The following is a 25182-nucleotide window of genomic DNA, read 5'->3' on the forward strand; positions in this document are numbered from 1 at the left end:
GAACAATGATAAACCATGAACAGAGATGATGGAGCGATCATCGATCGAGCAGAAGGGTGTATGCTTGGTCAACTTGCTGGCGATGCTTTAGGGAGTTTGGTGGAGTTTCAGTCGCCCGGTGAGATTCTTCGTCACTATCCCGATGGAGTCAGGGTAATGGCCGATGGCGGAACGTTCAACACCCTTGCCGGTCAACATACCGATGATTCCGAAATGGCGCTACTCCTTGCCCGTTCCCTTGTAAAAAGAGGCCGCTATGATGCTGAAGCTGTACGCAAAGAGTATCAGTGGTGGGTTGATTCTGAGCCATTTGACATGGGGAATACTATTTATCAGGCCTTTCATGGAAAGCGGAGTTTTACAAGCGAGGCAAACGCCTTAACCCATTCCCATCGTCTCTGCGTGCAGGCAAATGCGATTTTTGCAATGGCAATCGCTCACGCTATCCGTACCGGATCAAAGCCAGAGGAGCTTTATGCTGCAATGCTCTCATGGATGCAGAAAATGGATATTGAACAAAAACTGAGTGATGCTATTCACCGTGCTGCCGACAAAAAGCCTGCTGATTACGTCACTCTGCAGGGTTGGGTTCTTATCGCGTTCCAGAATGCACTCTACCAACTGCTTCATGTCTCAAGCGTTGAAGAGGGGGTGGTCAACACCATCATGCAGGGAGGTGATACCGATACCAACGCGGCAATTGCAGGCGCACTCCTTGGCGCAGTACATGGTCGCACATCCATTCCGGAAACATGGATCATGACGCTGCAGAATTGTCGACCTAAATTCACGAATCCCAATGTGCATTGTCCCCGTCCGGAATGCCTGTGGCCAATTGACGTTCTCGAACTTGCCCGTCAACTGCTTTAAACCATAAAAACAAGGTCGATCAAAGCTCCAGGCATCAAGGCGCTGAGGCAGGCGGGGAGGTGGTGAGGGGAAGTTTGCTTTGAGGAGGCAGAGACAAGTTGCACAATAATCATTGTAACAATATTGTAGTTTGACTTCGTCGTTACCGGTGCTTCACGATTTTATTGCACAGCTTCCTTGTGGGTTGTCGCGTTATGCGTTTTTGTGATTGTTAGCGAAACTGTATCTTCGATCTCCTTGATGATTCTTGTTGGCGCGACCATAAAAAGTAACATTTCAGCTAAATAAGGTTTGCTGCCCGGACCATAGATCTCGCACGCAAAATGCTTTACAAGTCCACAGTAGCTATGAAAGGCTTCCTTGTGAGATAAAAAATTGAACTCACGTTTTGTGAGGTTGAATATTGTTTCCATATCATATTTTGACAAATTGGCGCTACGCCCTATAGGTTGCCGAAACAGTTTGGATGATTCTGAGTGATTGAAAAGCAACCAGTTAAGGGTGTAGATGGCGCGCGAGTCATAAATCGCATATTCATCAGGGTTTATAAATGAAGCAACCTTGGATAGAGACGAGATACATTCAAAGGAGTTTCTGGTTAGCGTTCCCTTGTTTAGTTCATCCAGAAACTTTTTAATTCGAAGGTCGTTTCTTTCATTTCTTCTGAATGACCCAATGCCACCCCAGTTTTGGATTGCCCAATAGTGGCTATCTAAACTGTCGTCGCCAAGGATTTTCTCGCGAAAATTGTCTTTAAGATAAATGTTTTGTAAATAGCTGTCCTTGTATTCTGCTGGAATATCAATCGGACAATCAGTTGGAAATCCCCACTCATATTGATTTAGTGGTGATTCTTTTGCTATTTTTTTAAGTGCGTCTATTAGATTGCTCATTGGCATGCTCTTGTTCTATGGCCGATAACATTTTTTAGATTGATCTGCCTAATTCAGGAAAAGCAGACGTTTTTTTGTAATAGAAGCGTCGATAGGTCATAACCCTAAAAGATCCCAGCGGTCAAAGTATTTGTTGTTCGGGTCAGCAAACTTTCTCATTGGCGTATCTTGATGTTGCTGTCCATTTCTACCTGGTGTATTAAGCCAGTGCGAGTGGTTTCCCTTTGCATATTGCGCGACTTCCTTACGAGGTGCGATATAATACTCAGGAGCACATAGACCGTCAATGCTCACAAACACAAAAAATAGATTGCTTGCCATGTCATTTTCTATTTTTTGATTGAGTATCCAGTCCTTGCGATTACCTTGACTTGTTTTTACCTGAATTCCAACGCTTTTTGTTGCATCAGCATTGGAAGCTATAATATCAATGCCTCTTGTATTACGAAGAGTTATTGATGCAACATATCCCCTTCGGGATAATTCTGCAGCAACAAAATATTCTCCAGCCACGCCGCATAATCCAGCAGTTAGCCGAATAGGTTTAGATTTTATGCTTTTCATATTGGCTTTAGATATTAAATAAAAGTATAAACTCTCAACAACAACTCAATCGATAATGGAAGACGCCCTGCAGATAAATATATACATAATCATGTTTGCGATGCTTCCATAAACATAATATCTTGCAGTATCGTATTGACCCACGCAATTTTCAGCATCAAGCGCATCGCTAAAACTCGCACTGCTCATTATGTTCCAGCCAAAATCAATACAAAGCAAACAATCCATACGATAAAATACGCCTGATTGTGTTTGAGGGCTTTTGCTCGTTGATAGAGATATACCGGAACGAGCCATACCCAGCCATGAAACCTATTCGTGTTCGTCCCTGCCTTTTTGAGTTGCATCTCATCCCAGGTAGCCAGAGCTATGTTCAAAATAAGCGTGATATACCAAAACTCTCCTTTGGAAACGGCTCTTTCCACCAGATACGAATGGTACTGTGAGTCAGAATACACCGAGCCAGCAACAAAGTACTCCAACATATATCCAAGTATCGGGCCGAACGCAAGAACCCAAATAACCGTGTTTTTTACATACTCCCCGGTTAGGGGCGGAGGCATACTCTCATCAAGGTGCGACCGCAATTCAGTATTTTCAATTTTCATCCAGTCTGCGAATCCCTTTTTCCAGACCACCGATCCTTGAGACAAGGTTCCGCTTTTAATGATGTTTATGATTTCGTCCTCAGAAACCCCACCTTTACGTTCTCCACCGCTCTCATAAAACCAAAGCTTATCGTTCGGGGAAGATTGTTCTGTTGCTGTCATAGCACACCTCTTCTTTATTTGATTATCTGATAGCGATTTGTATCTATTGTATTATGATTATTGTCGTTAACATTGTTTGTATTGATCTGCCTGATTCTAAAAAAGCAGTGCTTGCTCCAGAGTGAAAAGAAGCAATTCCATCATCAAAAGTGCGTTATTTCCTTTCAGCAACAATCAATTTCGCGAGAGTCAAATGGCCGCCATCCGGGTAACCCCATCGTTCAACAAGCTGATATTTCTTTACCAAATCCAGGTAATCACCACATTCACCATTGCTTCCCATACTGTCATAAAACATAAAGGCAGGGAGTCCGCCCTTGTTTTGGAGAAGAACACGTTTCAGCTCCTTTGGATAATCACGATAATTGCCTCCGAACCCAATTCCGGAGCGGACATGTACCAGACATTTCGGGGCAATATTTCTTCGGGAAAACGCCGAAATAAATGCGGCGATTGCTTCGCAGCAGGCAAACATGAACTCAAACGTCTCGGGCCCATGATCACCGAAAAAACCATCCATGCGTTTGAACCGACAGAGAACCACAAAGGGATCAGTCCATTCAAAATGAATTCGTGAAATGGTGTTGTCATGCCTTTGTGCCATATCTTTCCAAGTCATTTCGAACACTTTCTTGGGACTTAATTCCTCTACCGAATCAAGCTCATAGCCTTTGAATCCCTGCTCGTTAAGGGACGTGTCAAACTGCCTGCGATCTACGGAATAGTCCGCATAAAAGAATCGCTGAAATCTTTTGCCCAAAAACTTAACCGGTACTCCGTGCAGTGATGAGCAAGGATAAAAGACGCATTCACTGAGAAACTTGTCGATTGTATTCATCTGTAGCTTTGTTACGCTGAACTTTGCTGAAACTGATCTCCCTGCGGAATGGAGCGACGACCTGATGTTGTCCAACTGGCGCAGTCATTACTTCATGATACACTCGATGGTCAGACAAAAGCTGTCATAGGGCTCCTTAATAATCAGTTATTTTCAGATATCCGGTTTAAATCCACCCTTTTTTTCGGCTGAGGAAGCGCGATACATCCTGCAGGAGACGGCTCAGCACATCCTCCTTGGTGATTAACGACAAATCCGCAAGCAGTCCGAGGAAGTGACGCCAACAGCTACCGGTGGGTCATCGGGCTCAATTTTGTAGAGTTTGCATCTCTTTCTGCGAAGTGTTCCGTGCCGTTTTTTCAGTCTTTGATTATTGTGCGCTGTAGCCAAGCATTATAAGAGATGAGGGAAGTCCCCTCGCATTCGGCTTGCAGGAGCAGGGTGCAAACCACCGTAAGCGGCATTAGTCAAAAGCCCTTGTCGTGAGCGTTACGGAAAAGGCATCGTAAAGATGTCAGGTGTGAGCCAAGGAAGACGAGTACAAACAAACTGCCGTGAACGTGTCGAAAAGATTAAGATGACATCAAAACTGAAGGGAGTAGTTAATTCAGGAAAAGTTTGGCGGAAACCTGTTTACTGGCCAAGCGGTGTCCGGCATAAAGGCAGCGTGATCCTGGTTCGGGCTCTTGTATTGAACTACAGGAACCTTCGTTGGCGATGCAAAGGGAAAGGCGCAAGTGTAAAAAGCGAGGCCGATAATACCAATGCGCCATCAAGGGACGGAGCGACTCGTACGAGCAATGAAAGCCTTGTAATGAGGCTGGAGCAAAGGGGTCGCGTCATCTGGTCATACAGTCATGTCAACTGTGCAAACAGAAGGAGCTTTTCGGTATGACAAAGCCATATGAAATTTCCAAAGAACTTGTCTTGAAAGCGTATCAACAAGTGAAATCTAATGGAGGTGCAGCCGGTGTAGACCGAGAATCGTTACAGGCATTTGAAACAAAACTGAAAGACAACCTGTACAAGGTATGGAACAGGCTCAGTTCCGGCAGTTATTTTCCGCCGCCGGTAAGGGGTGTGGGCATTCCGAAGAAATCTGGAGGAGTGCGTATGCTTGGTGTTCCAACCGTGGCGGACAGGGTAGCTCAAAGCGTTGTAAAAATGGTGCTTGAGCCCATATTGGAACCAGTTTTTCATGAAGATTCGTATGGTTATCGTCCGGGGCGTTCAGCTCATGACGCTATAGCTGTAGTGAGGAAGAGAAATTGGGAATATGATTGGGTTGTAGAATTCGACATCAAGGGGCTGTTTGATAACATCGATCATGAGTTGTTAATGCGCGCTCTTCGGAAACATTGCCAAACTCCTTGGGTTTTTCTTTACGTAGAGCGGTGGCTAAAGGCACCGATGGAGACCCCGGAAGGTGAGCTGATAGAACGGACAAAAGGAACGCCCCAAGGGGGAGTGGTGAGTCCACTGTTGGCGAACCTGTTTCTGCACTATGCGTTTGACCGGTGGGTGAGCGAAAATCTACCCGGTGTGCCGTTTTGTCGGTACTCCGATGATGGCGTTCTTCACTGTAAAAGCAAGATACAGGCAGAGCTGGTAAAGCGAAAGATTGGTGAGCGTTTTCGTGAGTGCGGATTAGAGTTACACCCTGATAAGACGCAAATAGTGTATTGCAGGGATAGCAATCGCAAGGACGAGCATCCAGTAAATCAGTTTACATTTCTTGGTTTTACCTTCTGTTCACGGGAAGCCAAGAAGAAAGATGGAACTTACTTTATTGGGTTTCTGCCGGGAGTAAGCCGGGATGCACTGCGACACATGCGGCAGACGATCAGAAGGTGGAAGCTACAGCTCAAAAACAGCTTGGAACTTGCGGATTTATCAGCACAGTTCAACCCGATACTGAGGGGATGGAAGAACTACTACACGCGATTTTACGGTTCAGCAATGGCTCCGGTTTGGCAACACATGAACTATTACTTGGCACACTGGATGATGAGAAAGTACAAGCAATTGAGTGGGCACAAAACCAGAGCAAGCAGAAAACTGCGACTTCTGGCGGAAGAGAATCCAAACTTATTTGCGCATTGGAAAGCGGGGTATACCTCGATGGCTAGATGATGGGAGCCGGATGAGCGGGGACGTTCCTGTCCGGATCTGCGAGGGGCTGGAGGTGAAATTCCTCCGGTCTACTCACCATTATTTACCTTTGTTACGTAAGCAATTGTAGTCAAGAGGAAGCTCATCAGGGTAGGCAAATCAGCAAAAAGCATCGCTTTAGATGAAACCGACAGTATATGTGGAATCGTCAGTAATCAGTTATTTAACATCGCGACCAAATCGGGATGTCATAATAGCAGGAAGACAGTCTGTTACGCTTGATTGGTGGTAAAATCAGCGACACAGATTTGATCTGCGGATTTCCGTTCTTGTGGAAGAGGAGATCAGCAGAGGTGATTCATCAGCCGCACAGCAACGGCTTGATAAAGTTACTGAAATCCAGAGCTTTTTAATCTCAGATGAGGCAGTCAGGATAGCTGATTTGCTTTTGGCTGAAAAAGCAGTACCGAAAGGAAGCGAAGAAGACGCTTTGCACATAGGAATTGCCGTAGCACAAGGTGCGGATTTTCTTTTAACATGGAATTTCAAGCATATAAACAATGCTGAAAAAAAGGCGGCCATTACTCGGCTTATTGAATCTGCCGGGTATGCATGTCCGCAATTATGTTCACCTGAAGAGTTAGGAGGAATGCAGGATGATTAATGATCCTATTGTTGAAGAGGTTCGTCGTTATCGAAAAGAGCATGCTGCACGGTATGGGAACGATCTCAATCGAATTGTCGAGGCATTGAAAAAAAGAGAGTGCGAGTCACATCGGATTCGATTAAATCCAGGGCCTAAAATGCTTATTAAAAAAGAGAGTGAGTGTTCCTGCGAAAGTGCAGCACCTCTTCCGCGATAACGTGTTGGCAAGATAGAGCAATTAATTAGGGGAAACAGAAATGCTGGAGCCCAGGGATCTGCGGTGAATGATCAATGAGGAATTGCGACTTACCAAAAAATTGCATAACGAGCCACGACCCACGCCCGGCATTGATCGGACGTGCTGGATAGCCGTTTCGGCTCTTCGCGCATTTTAATGGAAAAGAAATTTCATTTTACGGCACCCTCAGATTTTCATATCCAGTTTCCCACAGTAAAAGAGGATCCTTGTTCGATAGCTTTCGAAGCCTCGAAACCCTCGAGCAGTTGCTTTTATTAACTGGATTTTGCTGTTTATTCCTTCCGATATAGCGTTGCTGACTTGATGTTTGAAGTAATTGAGAATGTTCCCTTTATGACGTTCCATCATATCTTTCACTTTTATCAGTGGCTTCAGTTTTGTCTTGTCGACTAACTCACACCAGTACGCGAAAAATATCTCGCCCCTCAGTCCTGATGAGCAGTTCCAGAAATCACGAAAGATATTCTTCAACACCCAAGCCACACCGGTCTTAAATTCGCATGCTATCAACTCGTTAAACCGTGTTTTTTGGCTCTTGGTCATCTTTTCGGGATTTCGAAGCCAGGTGTATTTCGAGCCAACCAACCTTGTATCCCCATCTTTCTTCAGTTCCTGTGATTCCTGATGCCGAACCTTGTTAACTGCGTCATTAAGATATTTGCTGATGTGAAACCGGTCGTGAACAATATCAGCCGCAGGAAGGAGCTTATGTGTAGCTGTTGCAAAGGCTTGCCACATATCCAGCGATACCGACTTAACTGCCTTTCGTTGTTGTTTTGAAAGGGTTCCTAACAGCTTTTTCGTTGCTGTCAGTGTCCGATCCTCAATGACATCAAGTACTCGGCTTTTATCAAGATCATTGAGTATGGTGATGTATTTCTGGCCCGACCTGAAGCTTTTTTCGTCCATACCTACATGCACTACATCATCGGGCTCACGGCGTAGAAGTCCTCGCTCTACAGCACGTTTCATAATCTGATCCACAGCATGCCAATCAAGCTTGAGTATATTTGAGGCCGCTTGTACACTGGAACAGTGCTGGAGCAGAGCAACGGCAAAACCTTCAAACATGAGGGTAAAACGGGAATGGGGGGCCGCCCAAGGGACTGCTATGGTCTTCACACCACACGTTTCGCACTGACAACGGGGAATGCGTGCTATGATGATGGTTTCAAACTGCATGGTATCAAGATGCCGCCAACGTTGTTCAGGGGCCTTGTCATAGGCTTTCCCGCGCACCCCACATTGAGGGCATATTACTTCATCGCCTACAAAACGGAGGTGAACTTCTATCTTCAGACCAGAAACGGAAAGGTTGACATCATCGACCTCCCAGATGGCAGGAAATCCCAGTAATTGCTGGTAATGCTCGGTTAGTTTTTGCATCTTGGTGGTTAGGATTGAAATACTGCAGTCTACAATTTTATCCCATCATTCCACTAAATTATGCGGAGAGCCGCCTGTTTAGCTATTCGGGCAGTTGCATCAGCCAATCCATCACACTGAATAAATCGATAACGTGTTGTTTATTTCAATGCCGTTCATTCCATATCCGTAGCAAACGGAGTTCGCGTTGCCCCGTTCCATATCCAGTTGTTCTTTTTCCTGTAGCCAGCGACTCCATTTTTATTACGTTCCAAAACCTCCCGGAATTCATCCTGTACCAAGATGCCTTGCAACATCTTTGAATCTTCAGGCCTGCCAAGTGTCATGACATGAGCAAGAAAATGCGCCGGATTGGCACGTTCTTCCTCTGGTGTTTTAACTCACACAAAACAGCGAGCCACATTTTTAAAATATCAGGAGTACCAGGTAAAGGGTTCATGGCATCAGCTTTTCTGTATGAGTGAACGGTAAATATCACGAAAAAAATAAAGAAACTTTTTCCGGTATGACAGCCTTTGTCTAACCCTTGCGCTTATCATAAGAAGAAAAGGATGGTAAATATGGTAGAAGGCAATAATCAACAACAACCGGAAGCCAGTTGCTCTGCGGTAGAAAGGATTACCAGGATTCATGACATGGTGCAACAATGGAAAAAAGCACCCGAAAGAGTTGCACTCTTCATGCAGTTGGCACAGGATGACAGAAACGTGCTTGTCAGGCTTGAAGCCCTTGATAACCTGTTGACCGAGAGCAATAATGACCCGCAGATAGAGGCGTTTATCAAGCAACGGTTCCATGTTGAACAAAACGAGGCCATAAAACTTGCGATCATTTACCGCAATGACCGGTCGGATATGACACAGGCAATGATTCGGATGATTGCGGATACCGAGCAGAGCAGAGATGAAGAAGTTGCCGGAATACTTGAAAAAAGAGCGGGAGCGGATCTCTTTAAATCTTTCCATAATGGAGAACTGCAGTTTGATACCGAGGAATCAGTAGTCTATGAGTTGAGGCAGGCGTATCTGTTACGATTCGCCCGTGAACGAATGCACGAGCCAGATACCTTTGTGTGGCTCAAAGAACGGGCGGAGAACGCTTCGAGTGAGATTATCCGGCAGACAGCCCTGCATGAGATTGCACGAGGATGGTTCACCGTTCCGGGTACACTGCAGTGGCTGCAGCAGCGGGGCCAGCTTGATGAAGATCCTGGAGTCCGGACTGCTGCATTCGAGGAAATAGCACTGCGGTTTCCGGATTTACCCGGCGTTCTGGAATGGCTAAAGGAACGAGGCGAGCTTGATGAAGATCCTGGAGTCCGGGCTGCTGTATTCGAGGAAATAGCACTGCGGTTTCCGGATTTACCCGGCATTCTGGAATGGCTTAAGAAACGAGGCGAGCTTGATGAAGATCCCTATGCTCGTCATGCTGCACAGGTAACAATCAAAAATTATAGCTCTACGGAGGCAAAAAATATGGATGACACCAGCCTTCCTTTTGAAACGCTTGCTGCTCTGATTAATGCCGTTGATAACCCGGTCATACTTCTTGAAGGGCGCCGCTCGATTCCTGCTGATGCGTATGAGCAGGCCTCTGCTGCAGCACGGTTTCTTGCTGCAACATTTCCCCAAGCACGCTTCCGCTCAGGCAATGCGACCGGCTCAGACGAGGCATTCTCAAAAGGTGTTGCCGACGTTGATCCAGCCCGGCTGCAGGTGGTTGCTCCCTATGGGAACCATCGAAAAAATGCCCGATTTGAGGGCGCCACTTACCAATACCCCGACGCGCTTACGCTTGGTCAAAAAGAGCAAATCGTTGCCAAAACAATCTTTTCCTCCCCGAAATACTCCACATTGATGGGGCTGTCTGGCAAAACAGGCTCTCTTGCCGCCAAGGCCGACTATCTGCTCCGTGACACCATGAAGGTTGTCGGCTTTTCAGAAGAGTTCCCGAAAGTTACGGCTGCGCTCTTTTATGTTGATCCCTGCTACCCAATGAGTGGCGGCACCGGCCACACCATCCGCGTCTGCCAGAAAGAGGGCGTTCCGGTGGCGTTTCAGCATGAGTGGGCAAAATGGATAAGGTAGTCTGCCGCTATTATTGTCAATCAACTGTCACGGAGGAGTTATGCGTCTTGCAACACTTGTTGAAGAGTTTCTCGCCGATCTTGGCTGGGTAGACGGGATTGAGACCGAGGAACGGTTTGAGGGTGATGCCGGCTTACGGGTCATTACCGAAGTCAGGATCACCATAGAAAACCAGACATATCGGCTCTTTATCGACACCATTGAAAAGTCGCAATGGCTCATGCTTACTCTTTACCCGCCCTTCAAGGTGAATGAAGGAAAGTATGTTGATGCCTGTATGCTCTTCAATTATTTCAACAACAATTACCTTTATGGGGGACGCATAGCCGTTGACGACGATGGAACCATACGCTACCGTCAGATTATTGATGTCAGTGACACCGATCCATCAAAAAACCTGATCAAGAATATGCTGGAAAACGGCATAGATATGTTTGAACAGCATGCAGAAGCCATTGCCCTTGTTTCTCTGACAAAAAAATCCTACGAAGCCATCCGTGAGGATATTGAAAAGAAAGCAGAGATTGAAAGAGTTAGAAAAATGGGTGATCAGTGACAGGGTGATCAAAAAAAGCGTTATTTATTGAGTATGTGATTGAGCTGAATAATCGAATCGAGGCGCTGAATCCAATCCCTCATGTACATCGGCGTTCGCTGCTGCGCCATCACTTCCGCAAAAGCAAGGTATTGCTCCACCAGCAGGCCAAGCAACTTGATTTCACCTTCATTGAGATAATTTTTTGCGATACTCACATCGCCCTTGCGGAGAGGTACGCCCGTTTTGTCAAAAGATTGCATTCCCATCAGTGGCAGTGAAGCATCAGCACGGTGATAAACCAGTTCCGCTGCTGTCTGTGTACTGATTGCCCAGAGTAACTTATTCTGCACCACCTTGAAAAAGGCTATGGTGCTTTCAGCTCCGGGATCATAATCGATGCTGGTGGTGTAGATATCTTTGATCTTCTGGTAAAAGAAATGTTCCGACAACCGGATCTCGCGGATGCGTTCCTGCAGTTCCGTAAAATAGTTCATCGAACTGCCACTCTTGAACCGCTCATCATTCAGCAAAAAACCTTTTACGATATACTCCTTGAGCCGCTGCGTCGCCCATATCCGGAACCGCGTGCCCTGCTGCGATTTGACACGGTAGCCAACCGAGATAATCACGTCCAGATTGTAATATCGAACATCATAGCTTTTCTCATCTGTCGCAGTTGTTCGGAAATTCCGAACAACTGACTCTTCGTTCAACTCACCCTCTTCAAAGATATGCTTGATATGCTCGCTGATGGTTGCTTTTGACTTCTGAAAGAGTTCACATAGATGCGCCTGTGTCAGCCAGACCGTTTCATCATCAAGCCGTACATCTATTTTTATTCTACCATCAGGGGCCTGGTAGATAAGCAGGTCGGAGTTGGTCATTGATGTACTCCCAAAGCGTGCCAGTATGGTTTGAATCCTGCCTCGACAACCTCGGCGATCAGAGCCAGAAATGGCTCGTAATCCTGCTTCGTATGGGCGGCATCCAGAGCCTCGTAGTACTCCAGTCGCTTTTCTACCGGAAGAACCACTGGCGGATACCCGTCCTTCATCAGCTCAAGGTTCATCAAGAGGCGAGATGTTCGGCCATTGCCATCAGTGAAGGGATGGATTTTTACAAAATCGGCATGAACCCTTGCCGCTCGTTCAACTGGATGAAGCGAAGGCGCTTGTTCTTTGTACCAGTTGATGAACCCTTGCATTTCGCTTTCAACATGCAGGGCGTCTGGCGGGACGTGATCGGCACCGGCAATGATCACATTGGTTTTCCGGTACACACCAGCATGAGCATCATCGATATTCTTCAGGATCAACTGATGGATCGACTTGATCTTCCATTCCGTGAGCGGCTCATGCGGTTGAACCATCGCTTCAACATAATAGATGGCTTCCCGGTGATTGATCGCCTCGAAATGCTCCCGGATGGTTTTACCACCAACCGTTATTCCCTCAAGGGCAACTTTCGTCTCCTTGAGCGTCAGGGTATTGCCTTCGATAGCATTCGAGTTGTACGTCCAGCGCAGAACAAGATCTTCGTGAAGATTGGCAACAATCTCCGGCGGCAGCGGCCGGTAGGAGTCAAGCCTTTGTTTCAGCTTGTCGAGTATATTGAAATCAGGCATGAGAATCGTGTTTATATCAATCCAAAAATCTTCGATCGAGCTTCAACCTTGTCAACCATCGCCTTCACCGCCAGATCGATTATCTTGCCTTCACGGTAATCAGCAGGAGCAATGAGCGTCACCCTTTTGTCAAAAAGCAATTGCTCTGCGGCTTTTTTAGCTCCATTTTTATTTGAATTATACACAGAGATCGAATGTCCGCCCTGCTCCTTGACTAGCCTCATACAAGGAATATCGGTTTCTCCGTCTCCGATGAAAATCATGTTTTCAAAGGGCACTGGCCGTTCTTCGGGCAAGACATATCTGTTGATGACGCTGTTATCATACACCTCCAGACTGCCCTTGTTGATCCGGAAAAGGTACTGAGTTTTTGTGGTGTAGTTGATGGCAAGGGCTGGCCAGCGTGCGACACCGTGATGATCGTACATAAAACCTGAAGCGTAAATCGCCTTAAACTCTTTGACTATGGAGGTTCCCTCAACCATTTCCCTGAGACCTGACGAGACGATGTAGTGTTCGACCCGGATATTTTTCGCCCTGCCATACTCATTTATACGCTGAAACCATTCAGCCACCCCGAGAAAAAGTTGTATCTGCTCACCGTATTTGTGAAAATCACTCTTTCTTACCTGAACCTCTGCACTTTCAGCTTTTTTCAGCATCAGATACATATAAGCCAGAATCTGATCAGCATTCTGTTCCCGAGCATAGCACGATACCTCATCCCAGAAACCCTTTGATTTCATGCGAAGTTTTGGAATAAAATCATACTCCTGCATGTTACCCGGTGCCAACGTGCCATCGAAATCATAGGCAATCGCCATATTCACCAGTTTTTTTGCCATAATCGTTTAAGTCTATTTTTTATCCTTTGGTGGGCATTGATCGTTTCCATAGCTGGTTCCAGCCCTGATCTGGCCGTTCTATCCATGAATCTTTGTATCTGACTGCTGGTTTCTTGCGATAGTTTGTGCAACCTGAATGGCACTAATTTCTCAAGGCGTTTAACCTTCCAATCATTCGGAATGTTCATCGCCACACCTCCAAGCTGAACATTATCCGTTCTTGATTCCTCTCTATTCCAGTTCATTCATGCCTCCACCCAGCTTTTTCTCCGGGGATTGCGCCCGTCGCTCCAGTTTTTTCAGATCCTCTTCAGGTTTCGGTAAATCTTCGGGCATGGTACCGCCCAGTTCCTTGATGGTCTGGCGTACTTTTTTACCGACATCAAAATGAGTCTTGTTGGCCATGGTCTTTCCCTGAACATTTTCCCTGCGGAGTTTTTCATCTGTCTGCGTAGCACGAAAGAGATTGGCTGCCAACTCTGTGCTGCCCATATTATCGAGGATATGCTGACTTTTTTTCAGACCTTTGCGTTGATGAATGCCCTTGGCATCCAGTCCGCCATAAAGTCCCTGGTAACCGTGATTCTGAAAAATGGCAAAATCAAGAGTGGTTTCCACCCCCGCCTGTTGAGCAGTTTCCACCAATTGTTTGTTGTGCTCGCGCATTTCGTTACGAAGAAACAGGCGTTTTTCCTCCTCCTTGAGTCGCTTGAAAGCCTCATCGTCAGCCAACTCTTGCCGGCGCGTCTGGATAGCGAAATAGGTCTGACCGTTGGCGATAACAGGCTTGGAAGGATCGCTATTCTGCACAATCAGATAACAGGCATAACGGGAAAACGCATAGGATTCCATTTTGCGCTCAGCACCCGATCCAATCGGAACCATCTCGTGCATCTCCACGAAATGGTTTTCAACCGGTTGCCCGCTATTTTGACAAGCCCTTTTAGCTTTCTCAATAACCGGTAAAAAATTGCGAAATTCCGCATAATCGAGAATCTTGGCCAGTTGCCGAGCCATCCAATAGTCTGAGCCATTTCTACCAGTCTGCTTAATCTCCTCAAAAGTCTTGTAATGTCTTTTTTCTATTTCCTTGCTGCTCATGGCTGCATCTCTTTTTAAAATTAACAGTTGACTATAGAGAACGGATAACGGATAACCTGCTTTGGCAACGATACCAATGGAACCTGTTTTTTCTACCCACTGCTTGACTGATAACGCAAAACGATTTAAGCCTGCTTCGTTTTTAATTCCCTCGAATTCGGGGGAATTAAAACTAAACTGGTTAAATTCGATCCCTTTTGCCTTAACCGCTACAGTCATCGCTGAATCTCCTTGAGTTTTTCGGCCATCTTCAGGCGCACCTCTGCCAGCTCTTGTTCCAGCTTGTCAATTTCTGCCTGAATGGCATCAATATCAATCTCCTCTTCCTCTTCAAAGGTATCCACATAGCGGGGGATATTGAGGTTGAAATCATTTTCCAGTATCTCGGTAAAGCTGGCAATATGGGCATATTTTTCGACCTGTTCTTCGGAAAGGGTATTCTGATTCTTGCCCGACACAAACTCCCGACTGGCATCAACAAAGAGTATCTCCCTGCATGACTCCCTGTGTCCGCTTTTTTCCCTGGAGCGGTCAAAACACCAGTATGGCAACCGGAATGTTGGCGGTTGGAAAGAGATTGCCCGGCAGCCCGATTACTGCATCAAGCAGGTTTTCTTCGATCACTTTCTGACGAATACGCCCCTCGGCAGCGCCCCTGAACAGCACACCGTGCGGAACGACCACCGCAACACGCCCCTCTTTTTCAATCGCTGTATCATCAACTGTTCAACACCTGCAATACCGTGTCAGGAGCTTTTTTAACAAGATTCAGCAGTACCAGTGCCGGGCCGTGCGGTTTGCGGTCACCCCGTTCCCAATGCCTTAGCGTGGCGACATTAATGCCGAAGGCGGCGGCAAACTCATCCTGCGTCAGGCGTGTTTCCTGCCGGATACTTTTTACGTTTACAGGTTCGGGATGAAAAACCCTGACCGTGACCTTTTTCCCCTGCGAATAATCAACAGCCTCTTCCAATCCTTTTTTTATACTCTCAAATACGTTATCCATTTTTTTCCTTGTAGTTTTGAACCAAAAGTTTTGTTAGTCCGGTCAGATCATTTCGTTCTGATTTGCTCAAGTTCCCTTGCTCACTATTACTGAACGCCGATAACAGAAAACGCGGCATAGATGGGTTGTGGTAAAAATAGATGATGCGAGTACTTCTGCTTTACGGATGCATTTCGGCAGCTCTACAACGGTAATATTCATGCTCAATTATAATCCATTGGATTGGCTTTGTCAAAGAATTTCTTCAATGCGCAATCTTGTCCCTGCCCCGTAGCACGAATTTCCAGTCTAACAAAAACCTTCGTGTGATGAGACAAAACGCCATTCTTTCTGCTTCATACAGAGCCACTGAACGCGAATGATAACCATTTTCATTAGCATTGAACCGCACGTTTCCTGCGAAAGCGGGGTAGAGCCTTTGCTCACGCATGCTGCCTGCGGCTTTCATGAATTGCAGCGGGATGTGGTTTGAAGGCAAGCTGACGGAGTATGAACGCGAGTCAATAAAAGACGGCCTGACAAAGTATTGCGAGTTTGATACGATGGCTACGGTGATAATCTATGAAGCGTGGGTGGATTGGCTCAGCTCAACAATCCGGCAGGTATCGTTCTCTTTTTCTCTACCAGGCAGTAAAATTCGTTAAATTGCAGAAAGAATTTTGCATTTAGATCAAGGAGAGCTGATGACAACAGCAGAGAAAATATACAAGGCGGTTAAAGAGCTTCCGGAACCAATGCTTCATGAGGTCTTGGATTTTGCGGAATTTTTAAAGCAGAAAAACAAGACAAAATCATCACTGGCAAAAACAGCAAGCGATATGGACAGCTATTTTGCCAATCCAAAGGTCATCGAAGCAATTGAGCGTGGCAGAAAAGAGATCAAGGAAGGGAGAGTCACAATAATAACTGATCCCAACAACATATGGGAGAGTATTCTGTAGTCGTCTCTGAAGAAGCTCGGGATATTGGCAAAAAATCGGAGACAAATCGATTCTTCGAAAACTTGACCATATTTTCAGTGAGTTGGCTCTTCACCCGAAAACAGGCACTGGTAAACCAGAAGCATTGAAGGGAAGTTTGTCGGGTTGCTGGTCGAGAAGAGTAAACAAACAGCATCGGATTGTGTACGAAATCACTGAAAGTATGGTAACGGTTTTTGTGATCTCGGCTCGCGTCATTATGGCGACTCCTGACCGCAACATGTTTATTCCATGAAGTATAGCTACCCTGATTCCGCAGTTATGTTGCTGTTAGTTCTCGAAGAAAAGCCTTGTCAGCTCTTTCCGCGCACTTGCAAGCAACTCCCGAATCGCTGACTCCTCGCGCTGTGTCAGTTCGGCAATCTCGCCGATAGCTCTCTTTTCCAGCTCCACCATCCGGTAGACCTCCTGCTGTTCCGGGGTGAGCTTTTCTATGCAACGCGCCATTTTCAGGTCGTCACTTTCGAGGGAGCTTTTTGCCGCAACGGTTTGATTGCCGGAATCGCTTGCCTTTCTCCCGAAAAGCTCATCAGCGGTTGCCGGTTGCGGCGCATCATTACTGACCTCGCCGAAGAGGCGGACAAAGCCCATGAAGTCGAGGCCGACGGCTTCGCAGGGGGTGATGCGGTCGGCAACAATGTCCTGCGCGAGCTTGTGAAATTTTTCCCGGATTTCGGGCAGGCGGATGGCGAAGTCGAAGCTGTCGTCTTTGTCGCGGGCGTCGGCGTTGTAGGGCACTTTCATGAGTACCGTGATGCCTGCGGCCTCGGCATATCGTTCGGCAACGCCGCTGCCGTCATCGCGGTTGATGATGAGGCCGAGCAGGCGCGATTGTCCGCCGATGGTTCTGAAGTAGTTGTTGGCCTGGCAGATGTTGTTGGCGGTAAAGATGGATTGCCGGTCGTTGTTGGTGACCAGAATGACCTCTTCACTGAGTGAGCGGGCGAGGGGAGTGGCAAATCCTCCGCAGACGACGTCGCCAAGAAAGTCCATCAGGATGATGTCGATATCCCACTTGAAGATTCCGAGTTTTTCGAGCACGTCAAATCCTGAGATGATGCCCCTGCCGCCGCATCCCCGGCCAACCTGGGGGCCGCCAAGTTCGATGCCGTAAATGGGTTGGGGAAAGTCCGGAACGTCGCGGCGGAAGACGATATCGCTGATGGAGAGCTGCTCGTTCTGTGCGTTTTTTTCGGCGAAGATGTCAGTTACGGTGGGCAGCGAGATGCCTCCGAAGAGGGAGGTGGTTGAGTCGTGCTTGGGGTCGCAGCCGAGCTGGAGCACCCGCTGGTTCATCAGGGCAAAGGTGGCACTGAGGTTTGTGGTTGTAAAGCTTTTGCCTATACCGCCTTTACCGTATATCGCTATGGTTCTTGCTGCCATCCTGCCGTGTTTATGATTTTGCGGTGATTGGGCATCCTGCCTCCTCCTGTTGTGTTCCGGTTTTCCAGAGCAGAATCATTTTCATGCAGTCAGGATTGGTGAATGCCTGCAGATAGGCTTCCGTGATATCCTCTTCAACGGTATGTTGATGGGTGAAAATTCTTGCCGCATTGAGTTTTTGCTGAGCAATCAGCTCTCGTACCCGCTCAAGATCGCCTTTGGCCCACTGTTTGGCAGCAATGAAGGAGAGCTCTTTCTGAAAGGCCTGTGAGTAGTCGATGTTGATTCGCTGGTAATAGCCTCCAAAGATCACGGTTCCCTGAAACTTCAGAAAGCGGAGGCCGGTATCGATGGCGCTCATGATGCCGGTACTGTCGATCAGAACGTCGAACTCATGTCCGGCAAGGGCAGCGGCAACATCTTCTGTTTCAGGATTAACTTTCAGGTCAGCCGATGAGAGCTGCAACCTCTTTTTGTTGGGTTCGGTTGCCGCCACCAGTTTGGCACCCATAAGCTTTGCCAGTTCAGCGGCAAGAATGCCTACCGCTCCCTGACCAAGTACCAGCACCTTTTTGTTTTCAACCTGAGCCAGGTCAACAATGTGCAGGGCGGTTGCGCCAAGCGGGAGGGCGATGCCGCACTTTGGATTTTCGATGTTGTCGAGTACGGTTATGCTCTCGACCGGGCAGGCGATATATTCCGAAGCTCCACCGAAAGCAGCATTGACTCCTTCATAGCCGAATGAGCCGGCTACATAGGCGAATTTTCCGATCAGACTTTGGTTGACATGGTCGCCCGCCTGAATAATTTTTCCGACCGTTTCATATCCCGGAATAAAGGGAAAGATGAAGGGCCAGGAGGGAATCAGGCCATTATAGGCCATTTTTTCCGTGCCGGTGCTGATTGACGACCACCATGTTTCAACCAGCACATCAGTGGAAGAGAGGGATTTCAGGGTCACCTCACAGAGTTCAATCTGGCGTACACCGCTGAAGACAATGGCTTTTGCTTTCATAATGATTTTGGGTGATCAGGCAGCCTGGCGCTGTTTGAGCTTTTTTTCGTTGTGCTTTTCAAGAAGCAGACGGATGACAAATTGTGCCGCATTGACAAGATAACTGAGATAGGCAAGCAGCGCAGTCCAGATAAGCGTGCTTTCATCGAGCCCCATAAAGAAGAGGATAAAGTAGGACAGATGCACCACCATGGCGATGGCGCTGCCGAAATCCTCCCAGAAGAATTCATGAACAAAGGCAAATTGGCCAAAAACCTCCAGCTCAAAAAAACCTCCTGTCACAAAAATCAGGACAAGCATGAGGGTTTTCAGGGTGACAAAAAAGGTGATCCATGCGAAGTTGTCGATCCCGTTGTGGGATTGGTAGAGCCAGGTGACCGTAAGGCCGGCAAGAAACATGACGAACTGGATAGGTGCAAGGATTCCCTGTACTTTTGTCCAGACGGATGCATTTCTTCGTTCCAGTTGTTCAGGTGTGTAACGAGGCATAAAACAATGAGTTCACTGATGGTGGCGGAAATTCTTTAACTGCTTTGGAAAAAAGTAGTTGAATATAGTAAAAAACGGCACTGGCGGCAAACAGTGCCGAACTCTCTTTTTATTGCACGCTCCACTCCCATGCGTTGTAGAGCGTGGCGATAAGGTTGATATTGGTGTTTTTGACCCGGTTGTTTATTCCTTCAAGCTCATCGTAGTAGTAGAGGAAGCTTCTGGGCTGTTCATCGTGCAGAATTTTCTGATAGCTTTTCCAGAGTGCAAGGCTGCGTACAGAGGGCAGGGGACGGCTCAGCTCTCCGATAATGGTGTCAAGTTCCCTGTTCTGAAAGGCGGAAGAGTTGAATGGTCGATGGGCAAAGTCAGAGCCCCAGATAATAAGCTGGAAAGGGAGTGTTTCTGCAGCCATGCCTGAAAGGGCGGCATCGTAGCGGAACTCGTTCTGGTTTTTGTTGAAAATAAGGCTTTCGTCAAATTTCAGGTGGCACTCAATGCCGATTTCCCGGAGGTTTTGCTGAACAATGGTTGCTGCATAGTTGCGCCGTGGGTTGCCGACCGGTGCTGCAAGCTCAAAGGAGAATTTTTTGCCATTTTTCTGCAGGATACCGTCGGGGCCTGGTGCCCATCCGGCGGAGCGCAAGAGAGCGGTCGCTTTCTGAGGGTTGTAACCGTATGGGTCAAGAGAGGTGTCAGCAATTTCTCGGTAGGCTGGTGAAAGCGATGTGTTGACGATGGTGGCGTGCTCCGGCCCCATGAAGCCATCGATAATGGACTGCCGATCAATGGCAAGTGTAAGCGCCTGGCGCACCACTTTGTCGCCAAAGAGGGCGTTCGGCACCACTTTGTGACTGTTGCGCCAGCTCTCTCCGTCGATGTTAAGCCAGACGATACTGTCGAAATAACGGTTTTTGACGGGCTTGATGACAATTGAGGGTGAGCTTTTTACCAGCTCCCTGATATCTTTGGGGTTGATTCCTCCTGCCGAAATCATAGCATCGATCTGTCCTGATTTCAGCATGGCCAGACGGGTGGTGTATTCAGGTACAACCAGAAAAACCATGTTTTTTATGGTTGCAGGCCGGGGAAGATGTGAAGTGGGGTTGGTGACAAGTTCCAGCTTCGATTGGCGTGCCCACTCTTTAACCTTGAAGGGCCCCGCGCTCACTACCGGTATTTCAGCAGCTTTTGATCGGATATCGTCTGGTGAGTATGCTTTGAAGAGATGCTCCGCTACCGGCATTAAATCATTGAAATGGTCGAGCACAATTTCCTCTGCCATCGCTTTGCTGAAATGGAGTACAAGCGTGGAATCGTCGGGGGTTTCAACAGCGCGTTCGATATCAGCCGTTCCATCGGGAAGCAGCAGCAGGTCGTTGAGGTAGTGCTGCCGTGAACTGGCTATTTTGGGGTTCTTGTAGAGGGCATAGGAGTACTTGAAATCATGCGAGGTCACCTTTTTTCCGTCTTCCCAAACGGCATCGCTGCGTAAATTGAAGGTTGCTTTTTTTCCGTCACCGGAAAACTCCCAGCTTTTGGCCGTATTGGGCCGAAAGGTTATCGCCCCCTTTTTTTCATCGTAGGAGGGCTTGACCAGCGAAGGATAGAGCAGCGAGCACACCTCTCGTGACATGGAGAGCTGGATGAGCAGGGGATTGAGGTAGTCGAAGTCAGCCGAAACGCCGATAACAATCTGCTCCTTGCGGATCTTGTCGTTCTTCTGCTGGCAGGCGGAGATTTCGGCAAGAAGCAGAAGGATTCCTGCCACCGTGAGGATTTTTCGGATGATGGGTCGTCTCATTCCACACATGGATTGATGTTGATAATGCTGAACACAAGGTAGGGAAAACAATGGACAATTGACAATATGAGGGGTGTCAATGTTTACCCTGCTTCGTTATGGCTTGAGGGTGTGGGCAACCATTTCGTTTGACGGAGAAGGTGGTAAAAAAGAGGTTTTATTTGTCTGGCGCTGTTACGTTATTTGTTGAATACGTGTAAATTCTCTTCTTGTGACTCTTTTTTACGATCACACGATAGAAACAATGAGATAAACAAGTGCGGTGCAAGTAAGTGGAAGAGTGTGGAATGGCCAAAAAGTTGAACATCGAAGGTTTGACGGAGAAGCGCTGCCGGTCGGAGAAACAGGGAGAAGAGTTTTAAAAATCAGTCAGTAACATTAAGAAAAACTGGAGGATCTATGGACCAATTTTTGGAAGTATCGGGAATGGGGTGGTTGCCGGATTATCCTGATTTCAGGGATTATACGGCAGATCACAATCAAATTTCATCATCTCTCAGGCTGTATGGGCAAGAAGATTCCATAAAAGCCATGCTTGCAAAATCGGGGGTTGCCAAGCCAGCGAAACTTTCAGTGCCAGCTTCTGTCGATCTACGGCAATGGTGCTCTCCGATTGAAAACCAGGAATCAATTGGTTCATGCACGGCACACGCAGGAATTGGGATTGTCGAGTATTTTGAAAGACGGGCATTTGGAAAACATATTGATGCATCCCGCCTTTTTCTTTACAAGAGCACGAGGAACCTTCTGCACTGGACGGGAGATACCGGAGCATTTCTTCGCTCAACCATGGGCGCTATGGTTCTTTTTGGTTTGCCACCGGAAGAGTATCTGCCCTATGTGGTTGCTGATTACGACAAAGAACCGTCGGCGTTCTGTTATGCCTTTGCCCAGAACTTCCAGGCTATAAGCTATTACCGTCTTGATCCGATAGGGGTAGCCAAAGATGTATTGCTGACACAGATCAAGGCAAATTTGTCGGCAGGTATTCCTTTGATGTTTGGTTTTACTGTTTTTAACTCGATATCGCAGGCTGCCAAAACCGGAAAAATACCGTTTCCGACTTCTGGAGAAAAAATTGCTGGTGGACATGCTGTTGATGCTGTTGGTTATGATGACACCATAAAAATCAAGAATACCAATCCCAAGGGGGTGGAAACCAAAGGCGCCCTGCTCATCAGAAACTCCTGGGGAAAAGGCTGGGGCGACAACGGTTATGGCTGGTTACCCTATGAATATGTCCTGAAAGGATTGGCTGTTGACTGGTGGTCGCTGCTTAAAAATGAGTGGATCGACACCGGCGAATTCAAAGCATGACCTTTTCCGCTCTGTGTCAGCCCCTTTTCCGGTTTTAGCCTTGAAGAGGGGCTTTGACTCATCCCGGGAAGATGCCAGATGAGATTCCTTTCGCCAGCTTGCTGCGAAACGGTATATTATTGGCAATAAAGAGCATCCCCATTTTGCCAATGCACTTGAAGAATAAACTATGCTGACAAAAACCGAATCACAAGAGCGGGTATTCCGGTTGCAGGTAATGCTCCGGAGCAAGGATATTCATGCAGCCCTTTTCATCATGCCGATTGACGTTTACTATTTTGCCGGTACACGCCAGAATGCCATACTCTGGATTCCGGCTGAAGGTGAACCCTTGCTCCTGGTACGTAAAAGTCTTTCACGTGCAATGGATGAGAGCCCAATTGCGGCAATTCGCCCTTTTCCTTCAAGCAAGGAATTTGCCTCCGTCTTCAGTGAGGATCTATCCACTATCGGCATGACCTTTGACGCCATTCCGGTTCAGCAGCATCTTTTTTACAGTCGGGCGCTTCCGGGGCGAACGTTTGTGGATATCTCCATGATGCTGCGTGAACTCCGTTCGGTCAAGTCACCTTTTGAGCTTGAGCAGCTCCGGTTGAGCGCGGGCAAGCTTGCGTCGGTTTTTGCCGAGGTGCCGCAGTTTCTCAAAGCGGGGATGCGGGAGCTTGATCTGTCGGCAGAAATGGAATACCGCCTCCGCAAGGCAGGCCATGAGGGCTATGTGCGGATGCGTGCTTTCAATCAAGAGCTTTTCTTTGGTCTGGCTGTTTCCTCCGGAGGGTTAAACGGCGGATTTTTTGACGGCCCGGTGACGGGAAAAGGGTTGTCGAGTGCTTCGCCGCACGGGGCTTCCTGCGATGAAATCAGGGTCAACCAGCCGATTCTTCTTGATTTCGGAGGGGTGTTCAATGGATATATCTCTGATATGACCCGCATGTTTGTTATCGGAACGCTTGACGCGGAACTGCAGCGGGCTTTTGATGTTGCAATCGAGATCCAGGAGCTGGTACGTCGGGGCATGAAACCCGGCGCTATCTGCGAAGAGCTCTTTTTTGCCGCCGCAGCAATGGCCGAAAAAGCTGGACTTGGCTCCTGCTTTATGGGTATGCCGGGAGAGCAGGCGAAATTTGTTGGTCACGGTGTGGGCCTCGAACTCGATGAGCTGCCTGTGCTTGCCAAAGGCTTTACCATGCCCTTGCAGGCAGGACAGGTGATTGCGGTCGAACCCAAGTTTGTCATCCCCGGCAAAGGGGTGATCGGCATCGAAAATACCTTTGCCGTCACTGATGATGGCGGCCTCCGGTTGAGTGATCTGCCGGATGACATTGTGTTTCTGGGGGCATGAACTTCCTGAAACCTATTTAAGCGCTCTTTTTTCCTTGGTGTTTTATTTGCATTATGCTAATATATTGACGTGTATAAAATAATTTTCACCAAAGAAGCTCAAAAAGCACTCTTACGACTACCCGGGAGCACGGCAGTACAGGTATGTCAGAAATTGGAGCAATTAGCGGCTGATTCCTATGCACCAATTGCAAATGCGAAAAAGCTGCAAAACCGTTCTGGCTATCGGTTACGAATAGGGGATTGGAGAGTGATCTACGAAATCCAAAATGATAAATTAGTGGTCTTGGTCTTGAAAATAGCGCAACGCGGAGAGGTCTACCGATGAACGCACCTGTACAAGTAATCGAACGCGATGGCAAGCCGGAATGGGCCGTATTGCCGTATGACCTATACGTGCAACTTACTGATGACGCGGAAATGTTGCAGGATATACGCGATTATGATTCTGTCAAAACGGCCATTGATCAAGGCAAAGAAGAGCTTATTCCCGGTGAAGTTACTTTTGCTTTATTGGATGGTGAAAATCCAATCAAAGTATGGCGCGAATATCGCGGATTGACTCAACAGCAATTGGCGGAAACTGTTGGAATAAGTACGCCATATCTCTCTCAAATTGAAACCAGTAAACGCACCGGAACTACGGAGGTGTTATTGGCTGTCGCCAAAGCGCTGAACGTAACGCTGGATGATATTGTGTTTCAGACTGACAAATGATTCAGTTATGGTGAAAACAAACGGAGAGAATCGTCATGGATTCAACCGCAATAATTGAAGAGCTTGTACGCCATATGGAATGGGCCGACGCTGTTGTGTTTTTGGCGATTCTCGGAAAACCGCAAGCGGAGGAGGACGAAGTCCTGTTGAAGAGGCTCCGCCATATTCATCTGGTTCAGAAAGTCTTTTTTGATGTCTGGCTAAATCAGCCTATCAACCCGCATATAACTGACTCATTCAACGCACATGAACTGTCCGGTTTCGCCAAATCACTTCATAGGGAGATTCAGGAATTTCAGAATACTCTTTCTGCCGATGATCTGGACCGTGTTGTGCACTTGCCTTGGTCAAAGCAAGTGAGCGACAATCTTGGTTTTGAAATTGCCAATCCCTCGCTCGGCCAGACGCTCCTTCAGGTAACCGCCCACAGCTCTTACCACCGGGGGCAGGTGAGTTCCCGGCTTCGTGAACTTGGTATTGATCCGCCGATGACGGACTTTATTGCCTGGGTCTGGGCCCGCAAACCATCACCTGTATGGCCCATAAATTCCTGATCAGTCGTGCGTGACCAATGAGTTTTTAGATGGTTAACAATGT

General features: G+C 47.4%; 31 protein-coding genes. 14 read left to right on the forward strand and 17 right to left on the reverse strand.

Going from position 1 to position 25182, the window contains the following annotated elements:
* The first annotated feature begins 15 nt into the window (after positions 1-15).
* Positions 16-870 carry an ADP-ribosylglycohydrolase family protein gene (locus AC56AD_RS04760; protein WP_012507739.1) on the forward strand — a complete coding sequence of 285 codons (855 nt, stop codon included), beginning with the start codon at positions 16-18 and terminating at the stop codon, positions 868-870.
* Between the two features lie 161 nt (positions 871-1031).
* On the opposite strand, the gene AC56AD_RS04765 is transcribed toward AC56AD_RS04760, so the two are convergent.
* The 4 genes from AC56AD_RS04765 to AC56AD_RS04780 form a co-directional block, all read right to left on the reverse strand.
* Entirely contained in the window at positions 1032-1763 is a 732-nt protein-coding gene (locus tag AC56AD_RS04765) for a hypothetical protein (protein WP_012507740.1), read from the reverse strand.
* Between the two features lie 96 nt (positions 1764-1859).
* Complete coding sequence (locus AC56AD_RS04770) at positions 1860-2327, reverse strand: hypothetical protein (protein ID WP_012507741.1); 468 nt, start codon at positions 2325-2327, stop codon at positions 1860-1862.
* 188 nt (positions 2328-2515) lie between these two features.
* Positions 2516-3097, reverse strand: a complete 582-nt coding sequence (locus AC56AD_RS04775) for a DUF4339 domain-containing protein (protein WP_012507743.1) — start codon at positions 3095-3097, stop codon at positions 2516-2518.
* Between the two features lie 154 nt (positions 3098-3251).
* Positions 3252-3935 (reverse strand): hypothetical protein, encoded by a 684-nt coding sequence (locus AC56AD_RS04780; RefSeq protein ID WP_012507744.1) that lies wholly within the window; start codon positions 3933-3935, stop codon positions 3252-3254.
* 891 nt (positions 3936-4826) lie between these two features.
* Between AC56AD_RS04780 and ltrA the strand changes: the two genes are divergently transcribed.
* The 3 genes from ltrA (at position 4827) to AC56AD_RS04795 (ending at position 6910) form a co-directional block, all read left to right on the forward strand.
* Complete coding sequence (gene ltrA / locus AC56AD_RS04785; protein ID WP_012507238.1) at positions 4827-6068, forward strand: group II intron reverse transcriptase/maturase; 1242 nt, start codon at positions 4827-4829, stop codon at positions 6066-6068.
* Between the two features lie 310 nt (positions 6069-6378).
* The gene (locus AC56AD_RS04790; RefSeq protein ID WP_223293988.1) at positions 6379-6711 is read left to right on the forward strand and encodes a type II toxin-antitoxin system VapC family toxin; all 333 of its coding nucleotides are present in this window, start codon (positions 6379-6381) and stop codon (positions 6709-6711) included.
* Complete coding sequence (locus tag AC56AD_RS04795) at positions 6704-6910, forward strand: hypothetical protein (RefSeq protein ID WP_012507745.1); 207 nt, start codon at positions 6704-6706, stop codon at positions 6908-6910. Before AC56AD_RS04790 ends, AC56AD_RS04795 begins: the two co-directional genes overlap by 8 nt.
* A gap of 207 nt (positions 6911-7117) precedes the next feature.
* Here the strand turns inward: AC56AD_RS04795 and AC56AD_RS04800 are convergent, their stop codons facing one another.
* Entirely contained in the window at positions 7118-8338 is a 1221-nt protein-coding gene (locus AC56AD_RS04800; RefSeq protein ID WP_012507746.1) for an ISL3 family transposase, read from the reverse strand.
* Between the two features lie 551 nt (positions 8339-8889).
* On the opposite strand from AC56AD_RS04800, the gene AC56AD_RS04805 reads away from it, so the two are divergent.
* Both AC56AD_RS04805 and AC56AD_RS04810 read left to right on the forward strand, forming a co-directional pair.
* Entirely contained in the window at positions 8890-10425 is a 1536-nt protein-coding gene (locus tag AC56AD_RS04805; protein WP_041526431.1) for a HEAT repeat domain-containing protein, read from the forward strand.
* A 40-nt stretch (positions 10426-10465) separates the two neighbouring features.
* Positions 10466-10981: a YbjN domain-containing protein gene (locus AC56AD_RS04810; RefSeq protein WP_012507748.1), complete on the forward strand. Its 516-nt coding sequence runs from the start codon at positions 10466-10468 to the stop codon at positions 10979-10981.
* Between the two features lie 20 nt (positions 10982-11001).
* On the opposite strand, the gene rhuM is transcribed toward AC56AD_RS04810, so the two are convergent.
* From rhuM to nadS, 8 genes are read right to left on the reverse strand one after another with little or no spacing between them, the layout of a single operon-like run.
* On the reverse strand, positions 11002-11847 hold the full coding sequence (rhuM, locus tag AC56AD_RS04815; RefSeq protein ID WP_012507749.1) for a RhuM family protein: 846 nt from the start codon (positions 11845-11847) through the stop codon (positions 11002-11004).
* Positions 11844-12587, reverse strand: a complete 744-nt coding sequence (locus AC56AD_RS04820) for a Fic family protein (protein WP_012507750.1) — start codon at positions 12585-12587, stop codon at positions 11844-11846. Before AC56AD_RS04820 ends, rhuM begins: the two co-directional genes overlap by 4 nt.
* Before the next feature lie 11 nt (positions 12588-12598).
* A complete protein-coding gene (locus AC56AD_RS04825) occupies positions 12599-13432 on the reverse strand; it encodes an HAD family hydrolase (protein WP_012507751.1) in 834 nt (277 codons plus the stop codon).
* Entirely contained in the window at positions 13414-13677 is a 264-nt protein-coding gene (locus tag AC56AD_RS04830) for a hypothetical protein (RefSeq protein WP_012507752.1), read from the reverse strand. Before AC56AD_RS04830 ends, AC56AD_RS04825 begins: the two co-directional genes overlap by 19 nt.
* The gene (dinD, locus tag AC56AD_RS04835) at positions 13664-14752 is read right to left on the reverse strand and encodes a DNA damage-inducible protein D (RefSeq protein ID WP_012507753.1); all 1089 of its coding nucleotides are present in this window, start codon (positions 14750-14752) and stop codon (positions 13664-13666) included. The genes AC56AD_RS04830 and dinD overlap by 14 nt, the downstream gene beginning before the upstream one ends.
* Positions 14749-15084: an N-6 DNA methylase gene (locus AC56AD_RS04840; RefSeq protein ID WP_049759895.1), complete on the reverse strand. Its 336-nt coding sequence runs from the start codon at positions 15082-15084 to the stop codon at positions 14749-14751. Before AC56AD_RS04840 ends, dinD begins: the two co-directional genes overlap by 4 nt.
* Positions 15065-15217: an N-6 DNA methylase gene (locus tag AC56AD_RS04845; RefSeq protein ID WP_263053222.1), complete on the reverse strand. Its 153-nt coding sequence runs from the start codon at positions 15215-15217 to the stop codon at positions 15065-15067. The genes AC56AD_RS04840 and AC56AD_RS04845 overlap by 20 nt, the downstream gene beginning before the upstream one ends.
* A 34-nt stretch (positions 15218-15251) precedes the next feature.
* Entirely contained in the window at positions 15252-15539 is a 288-nt protein-coding gene (gene nadS, locus AC56AD_RS04850) for a NadS family protein (protein WP_012507754.1), read from the reverse strand.
* A gap of 428 nt (positions 15540-15967) precedes the next feature.
* On the opposite strand from nadS, the gene AC56AD_RS04855 reads away from it, so the two are divergent.
* The 3 genes from AC56AD_RS04855 (at position 15968) to AC56AD_RS04865 (ending at position 16754) form a co-directional block, all read left to right on the forward strand.
* Complete coding sequence (locus AC56AD_RS04855) at positions 15968-16183, forward strand: hypothetical protein (RefSeq protein WP_012507755.1); 216 nt, start codon at positions 15968-15970, stop codon at positions 16181-16183.
* Between the two features lie 39 nt (positions 16184-16222).
* Complete coding sequence (locus tag AC56AD_RS04860) at positions 16223-16480, forward strand: DUF2281 domain-containing protein (RefSeq protein WP_012507756.1); 258 nt, start codon at positions 16223-16225, stop codon at positions 16478-16480.
* 82 nt (positions 16481-16562) lie between these two features.
* Positions 16563-16754, forward strand: a complete 192-nt coding sequence (locus AC56AD_RS04865) for a Txe/YoeB family addiction module toxin (RefSeq protein WP_263053223.1) — start codon at positions 16563-16565, stop codon at positions 16752-16754.
* Positions 16755-16789: 35 nt separating this feature from the next.
* On the opposite strand, the gene AC56AD_RS04870 is transcribed toward AC56AD_RS04865, so the two are convergent.
* From AC56AD_RS04870 to AC56AD_RS04885, 4 genes are all read right to left on the reverse strand, one after another.
* A complete protein-coding gene (locus tag AC56AD_RS04870) occupies positions 16790-17902 on the reverse strand; it encodes a chlorophyllide a reductase iron protein subunit X (protein WP_012507757.1) in 1113 nt (370 codons plus the stop codon).
* A 10-nt stretch (positions 17903-17912) separates the two neighbouring features.
* A complete protein-coding gene (bchC, locus tag AC56AD_RS04875) occupies positions 17913-18917 on the reverse strand; it encodes a chlorophyll synthesis pathway protein BchC (RefSeq protein ID WP_012507758.1) in 1005 nt (334 codons plus the stop codon).
* A 15-nt stretch (positions 18918-18932) separates the two neighbouring features.
* Positions 18933-19406 carry a 2-vinyl bacteriochlorophyllide hydratase gene (gene bchF / locus AC56AD_RS04880; RefSeq protein ID WP_012507759.1) on the reverse strand — a complete coding sequence of 158 codons (474 nt, stop codon included), beginning with the start codon at positions 19404-19406 and terminating at the stop codon, positions 18933-18935.
* A gap of 109 nt (positions 19407-19515) precedes the next feature.
* Complete coding sequence (locus AC56AD_RS04885; protein WP_041526433.1) at positions 19516-21210, reverse strand: ABC transporter substrate-binding protein; 1695 nt, start codon at positions 21208-21210, stop codon at positions 19516-19518.
* 399 nt (positions 21211-21609) lie between these two features.
* Between AC56AD_RS04885 and AC56AD_RS04890 the strand changes: the two genes are divergently transcribed.
* The 5 genes from AC56AD_RS04890 (at position 21610) to AC56AD_RS04910 (ending at position 25139) form a co-directional block, all read left to right on the forward strand.
* Entirely contained in the window at positions 21610-22527 is a 918-nt protein-coding gene (locus tag AC56AD_RS04890) for a C1 family peptidase (RefSeq protein ID WP_012507761.1), read from the forward strand.
* Positions 22528-22696: 169 nt separating this feature from the next.
* Positions 22697-23869, forward strand: coding sequence for a M24 family metallopeptidase (locus tag AC56AD_RS04895; protein ID WP_012507762.1), 1173 nt, complete (start codon positions 22697-22699; stop codon positions 23867-23869).
* 69 nt (positions 23870-23938) lie between these two features.
* Positions 23939-24196 (forward strand): type II toxin-antitoxin system RelE family toxin, encoded by a 258-nt coding sequence (locus AC56AD_RS04900; protein WP_012507763.1) that lies wholly within the window; start codon positions 23939-23941, stop codon positions 24194-24196.
* A complete protein-coding gene (locus AC56AD_RS04905) occupies positions 24193-24585 on the forward strand; it encodes a helix-turn-helix domain-containing protein (protein ID WP_012507764.1) in 393 nt (130 codons plus the stop codon). Before AC56AD_RS04900 ends, AC56AD_RS04905 begins: the two co-directional genes overlap by 4 nt.
* Positions 24586-24620: 35 nt before the next feature.
* Positions 24621-25139 (forward strand): DinB family protein, encoded by a 519-nt coding sequence (locus AC56AD_RS04910; RefSeq protein ID WP_012507765.1) that lies wholly within the window; start codon positions 24621-24623, stop codon positions 25137-25139.
* Positions 25140-25182 lie beyond the last annotated feature (43 nt).

The organism is Pelodictyon clathratiforme (assembly GCF_982375515.1).

Bases quoted from the DNA above. Each gene is read 5' to 3' on its own strand.
- AC56AD_RS04820 (WP_012507750.1), bottom strand. From the start codon at position 12,587: ATGCCTGATTTCAATATACTCGACAAGCTGAAACAAAGGCTTGACTCC.
- rhuM (WP_012507749.1), bottom strand. From the start codon at position 11,847: ATGACCAACTCCGACCTGCTTATCTACCAGGCCCCTGATGGTAGAATA.
- AC56AD_RS04870 (WP_012507757.1), bottom strand. From the start codon at position 17,902: ATGGCAGCAAGAACCATAGCGATATACGGTAAAGGCGGTATAGGCAAA.
- AC56AD_RS04890 (WP_012507761.1), top strand. From the start codon at position 21,610: ATGGACCAATTTTTGGAAGTATCGGGAATGGGGTGGTTGCCGGATTAT.
- bchC (WP_012507758.1), bottom strand. From the start codon at position 18,917: ATGAAAGCAAAAGCCATTGTCTTCAGCGGTGTACGCCAGATTGAACTC.
- AC56AD_RS04795 (WP_012507745.1), top strand. From the start codon at position 6,704: ATGATTAATGATCCTATTGTTGAAGAGGTTCGTCGTTATCGAAAAGAG.
- bchF (WP_012507759.1), bottom strand. From the start codon at position 19,406: ATGCCTCGTTACACACCTGAACAACTGGAACGAAGAAATGCATCCGTC.
- AC56AD_RS04860 (WP_012507756.1), top strand. From the start codon at position 16,223: ATGACAACAGCAGAGAAAATATACAAGGCGGTTAAAGAGCTTCCGGAA.
- dinD (WP_012507753.1), bottom strand. From the start codon at position 14,752: ATGACTGTAGCGGTTAAGGCAAAAGGGATCGAATTTAACCAGTTTAGT.
- ltrA (WP_012507238.1), top strand. From the start codon at position 4,827: ATGACAAAGCCATATGAAATTTCCAAAGAACTTGTCTTGAAAGCGTAT.
- AC56AD_RS04760 (WP_012507739.1), top strand. From the start codon at position 16: ATGAACAGAGATGATGGAGCGATCATCGATCGAGCAGAAGGGTGTATG.
- AC56AD_RS04855 (WP_012507755.1), top strand. From the start codon at position 15,968: ATGCTGCCTGCGGCTTTCATGAATTGCAGCGGGATGTGGTTTGAAGGC.
- AC56AD_RS04825 (WP_012507751.1), bottom strand. From the start codon at position 13,432: ATGGCAAAAAAACTGGTGAATATGGCGATTGCCTATGATTTCGATGGC.
- AC56AD_RS04885 (WP_041526433.1), bottom strand. From the start codon at position 21,210: ATGAGACGACCCATCATCCGAAAAATCCTCACGGTGGCAGGAATCCTT.
- AC56AD_RS04775 (WP_012507743.1), bottom strand. From the start codon at position 3,097: ATGACAGCAACAGAACAATCTTCCCCGAACGATAAGCTTTGGTTTTAT.
- AC56AD_RS04770 (WP_012507741.1), bottom strand. From the start codon at position 2,327: ATGAAAAGCATAAAATCTAAACCTATTCGGCTAACTGCTGGATTATGC.
- AC56AD_RS04800 (WP_012507746.1), bottom strand. From the start codon at position 8,338: ATGCAAAAACTAACCGAGCATTACCAGCAATTACTGGGATTTCCTGCC.
- AC56AD_RS04830 (WP_012507752.1), bottom strand. From the start codon at position 13,677: ATGAACTGGAATAGAGAGGAATCAAGAACGGATAATGTTCAGCTTGGA.
- AC56AD_RS04910 (WP_012507765.1), top strand. From the start codon at position 24,621: ATGGATTCAACCGCAATAATTGAAGAGCTTGTACGCCATATGGAATGG.
- AC56AD_RS04810 (WP_012507748.1), top strand. From the start codon at position 10,466: ATGCGTCTTGCAACACTTGTTGAAGAGTTTCTCGCCGATCTTGGCTGG.
- AC56AD_RS04805 (WP_041526431.1), top strand. From the start codon at position 8,890: ATGGTAAATATGGTAGAAGGCAATAATCAACAACAACCGGAAGCCAGT.
- AC56AD_RS04905 (WP_012507764.1), top strand. From the start codon at position 24,193: ATGAACGCACCTGTACAAGTAATCGAACGCGATGGCAAGCCGGAATGG.
- nadS (WP_012507754.1), bottom strand. From the start codon at position 15,539: ATGGATAACGTATTTGAGAGTATAAAAAAAGGATTGGAAGAGGCTGTT.
- AC56AD_RS04765 (WP_012507740.1), bottom strand. From the start codon at position 1,763: ATGAGCAATCTAATAGACGCACTTAAAAAAATAGCAAAAGAATCACCA.
- AC56AD_RS04780 (WP_012507744.1), bottom strand. From the start codon at position 3,935: ATGAATACAATCGACAAGTTTCTCAGTGAATGCGTCTTTTATCCTTGC.
- AC56AD_RS04895 (WP_012507762.1), top strand. From the start codon at position 22,697: ATGCTGACAAAAACCGAATCACAAGAGCGGGTATTCCGGTTGCAGGTA.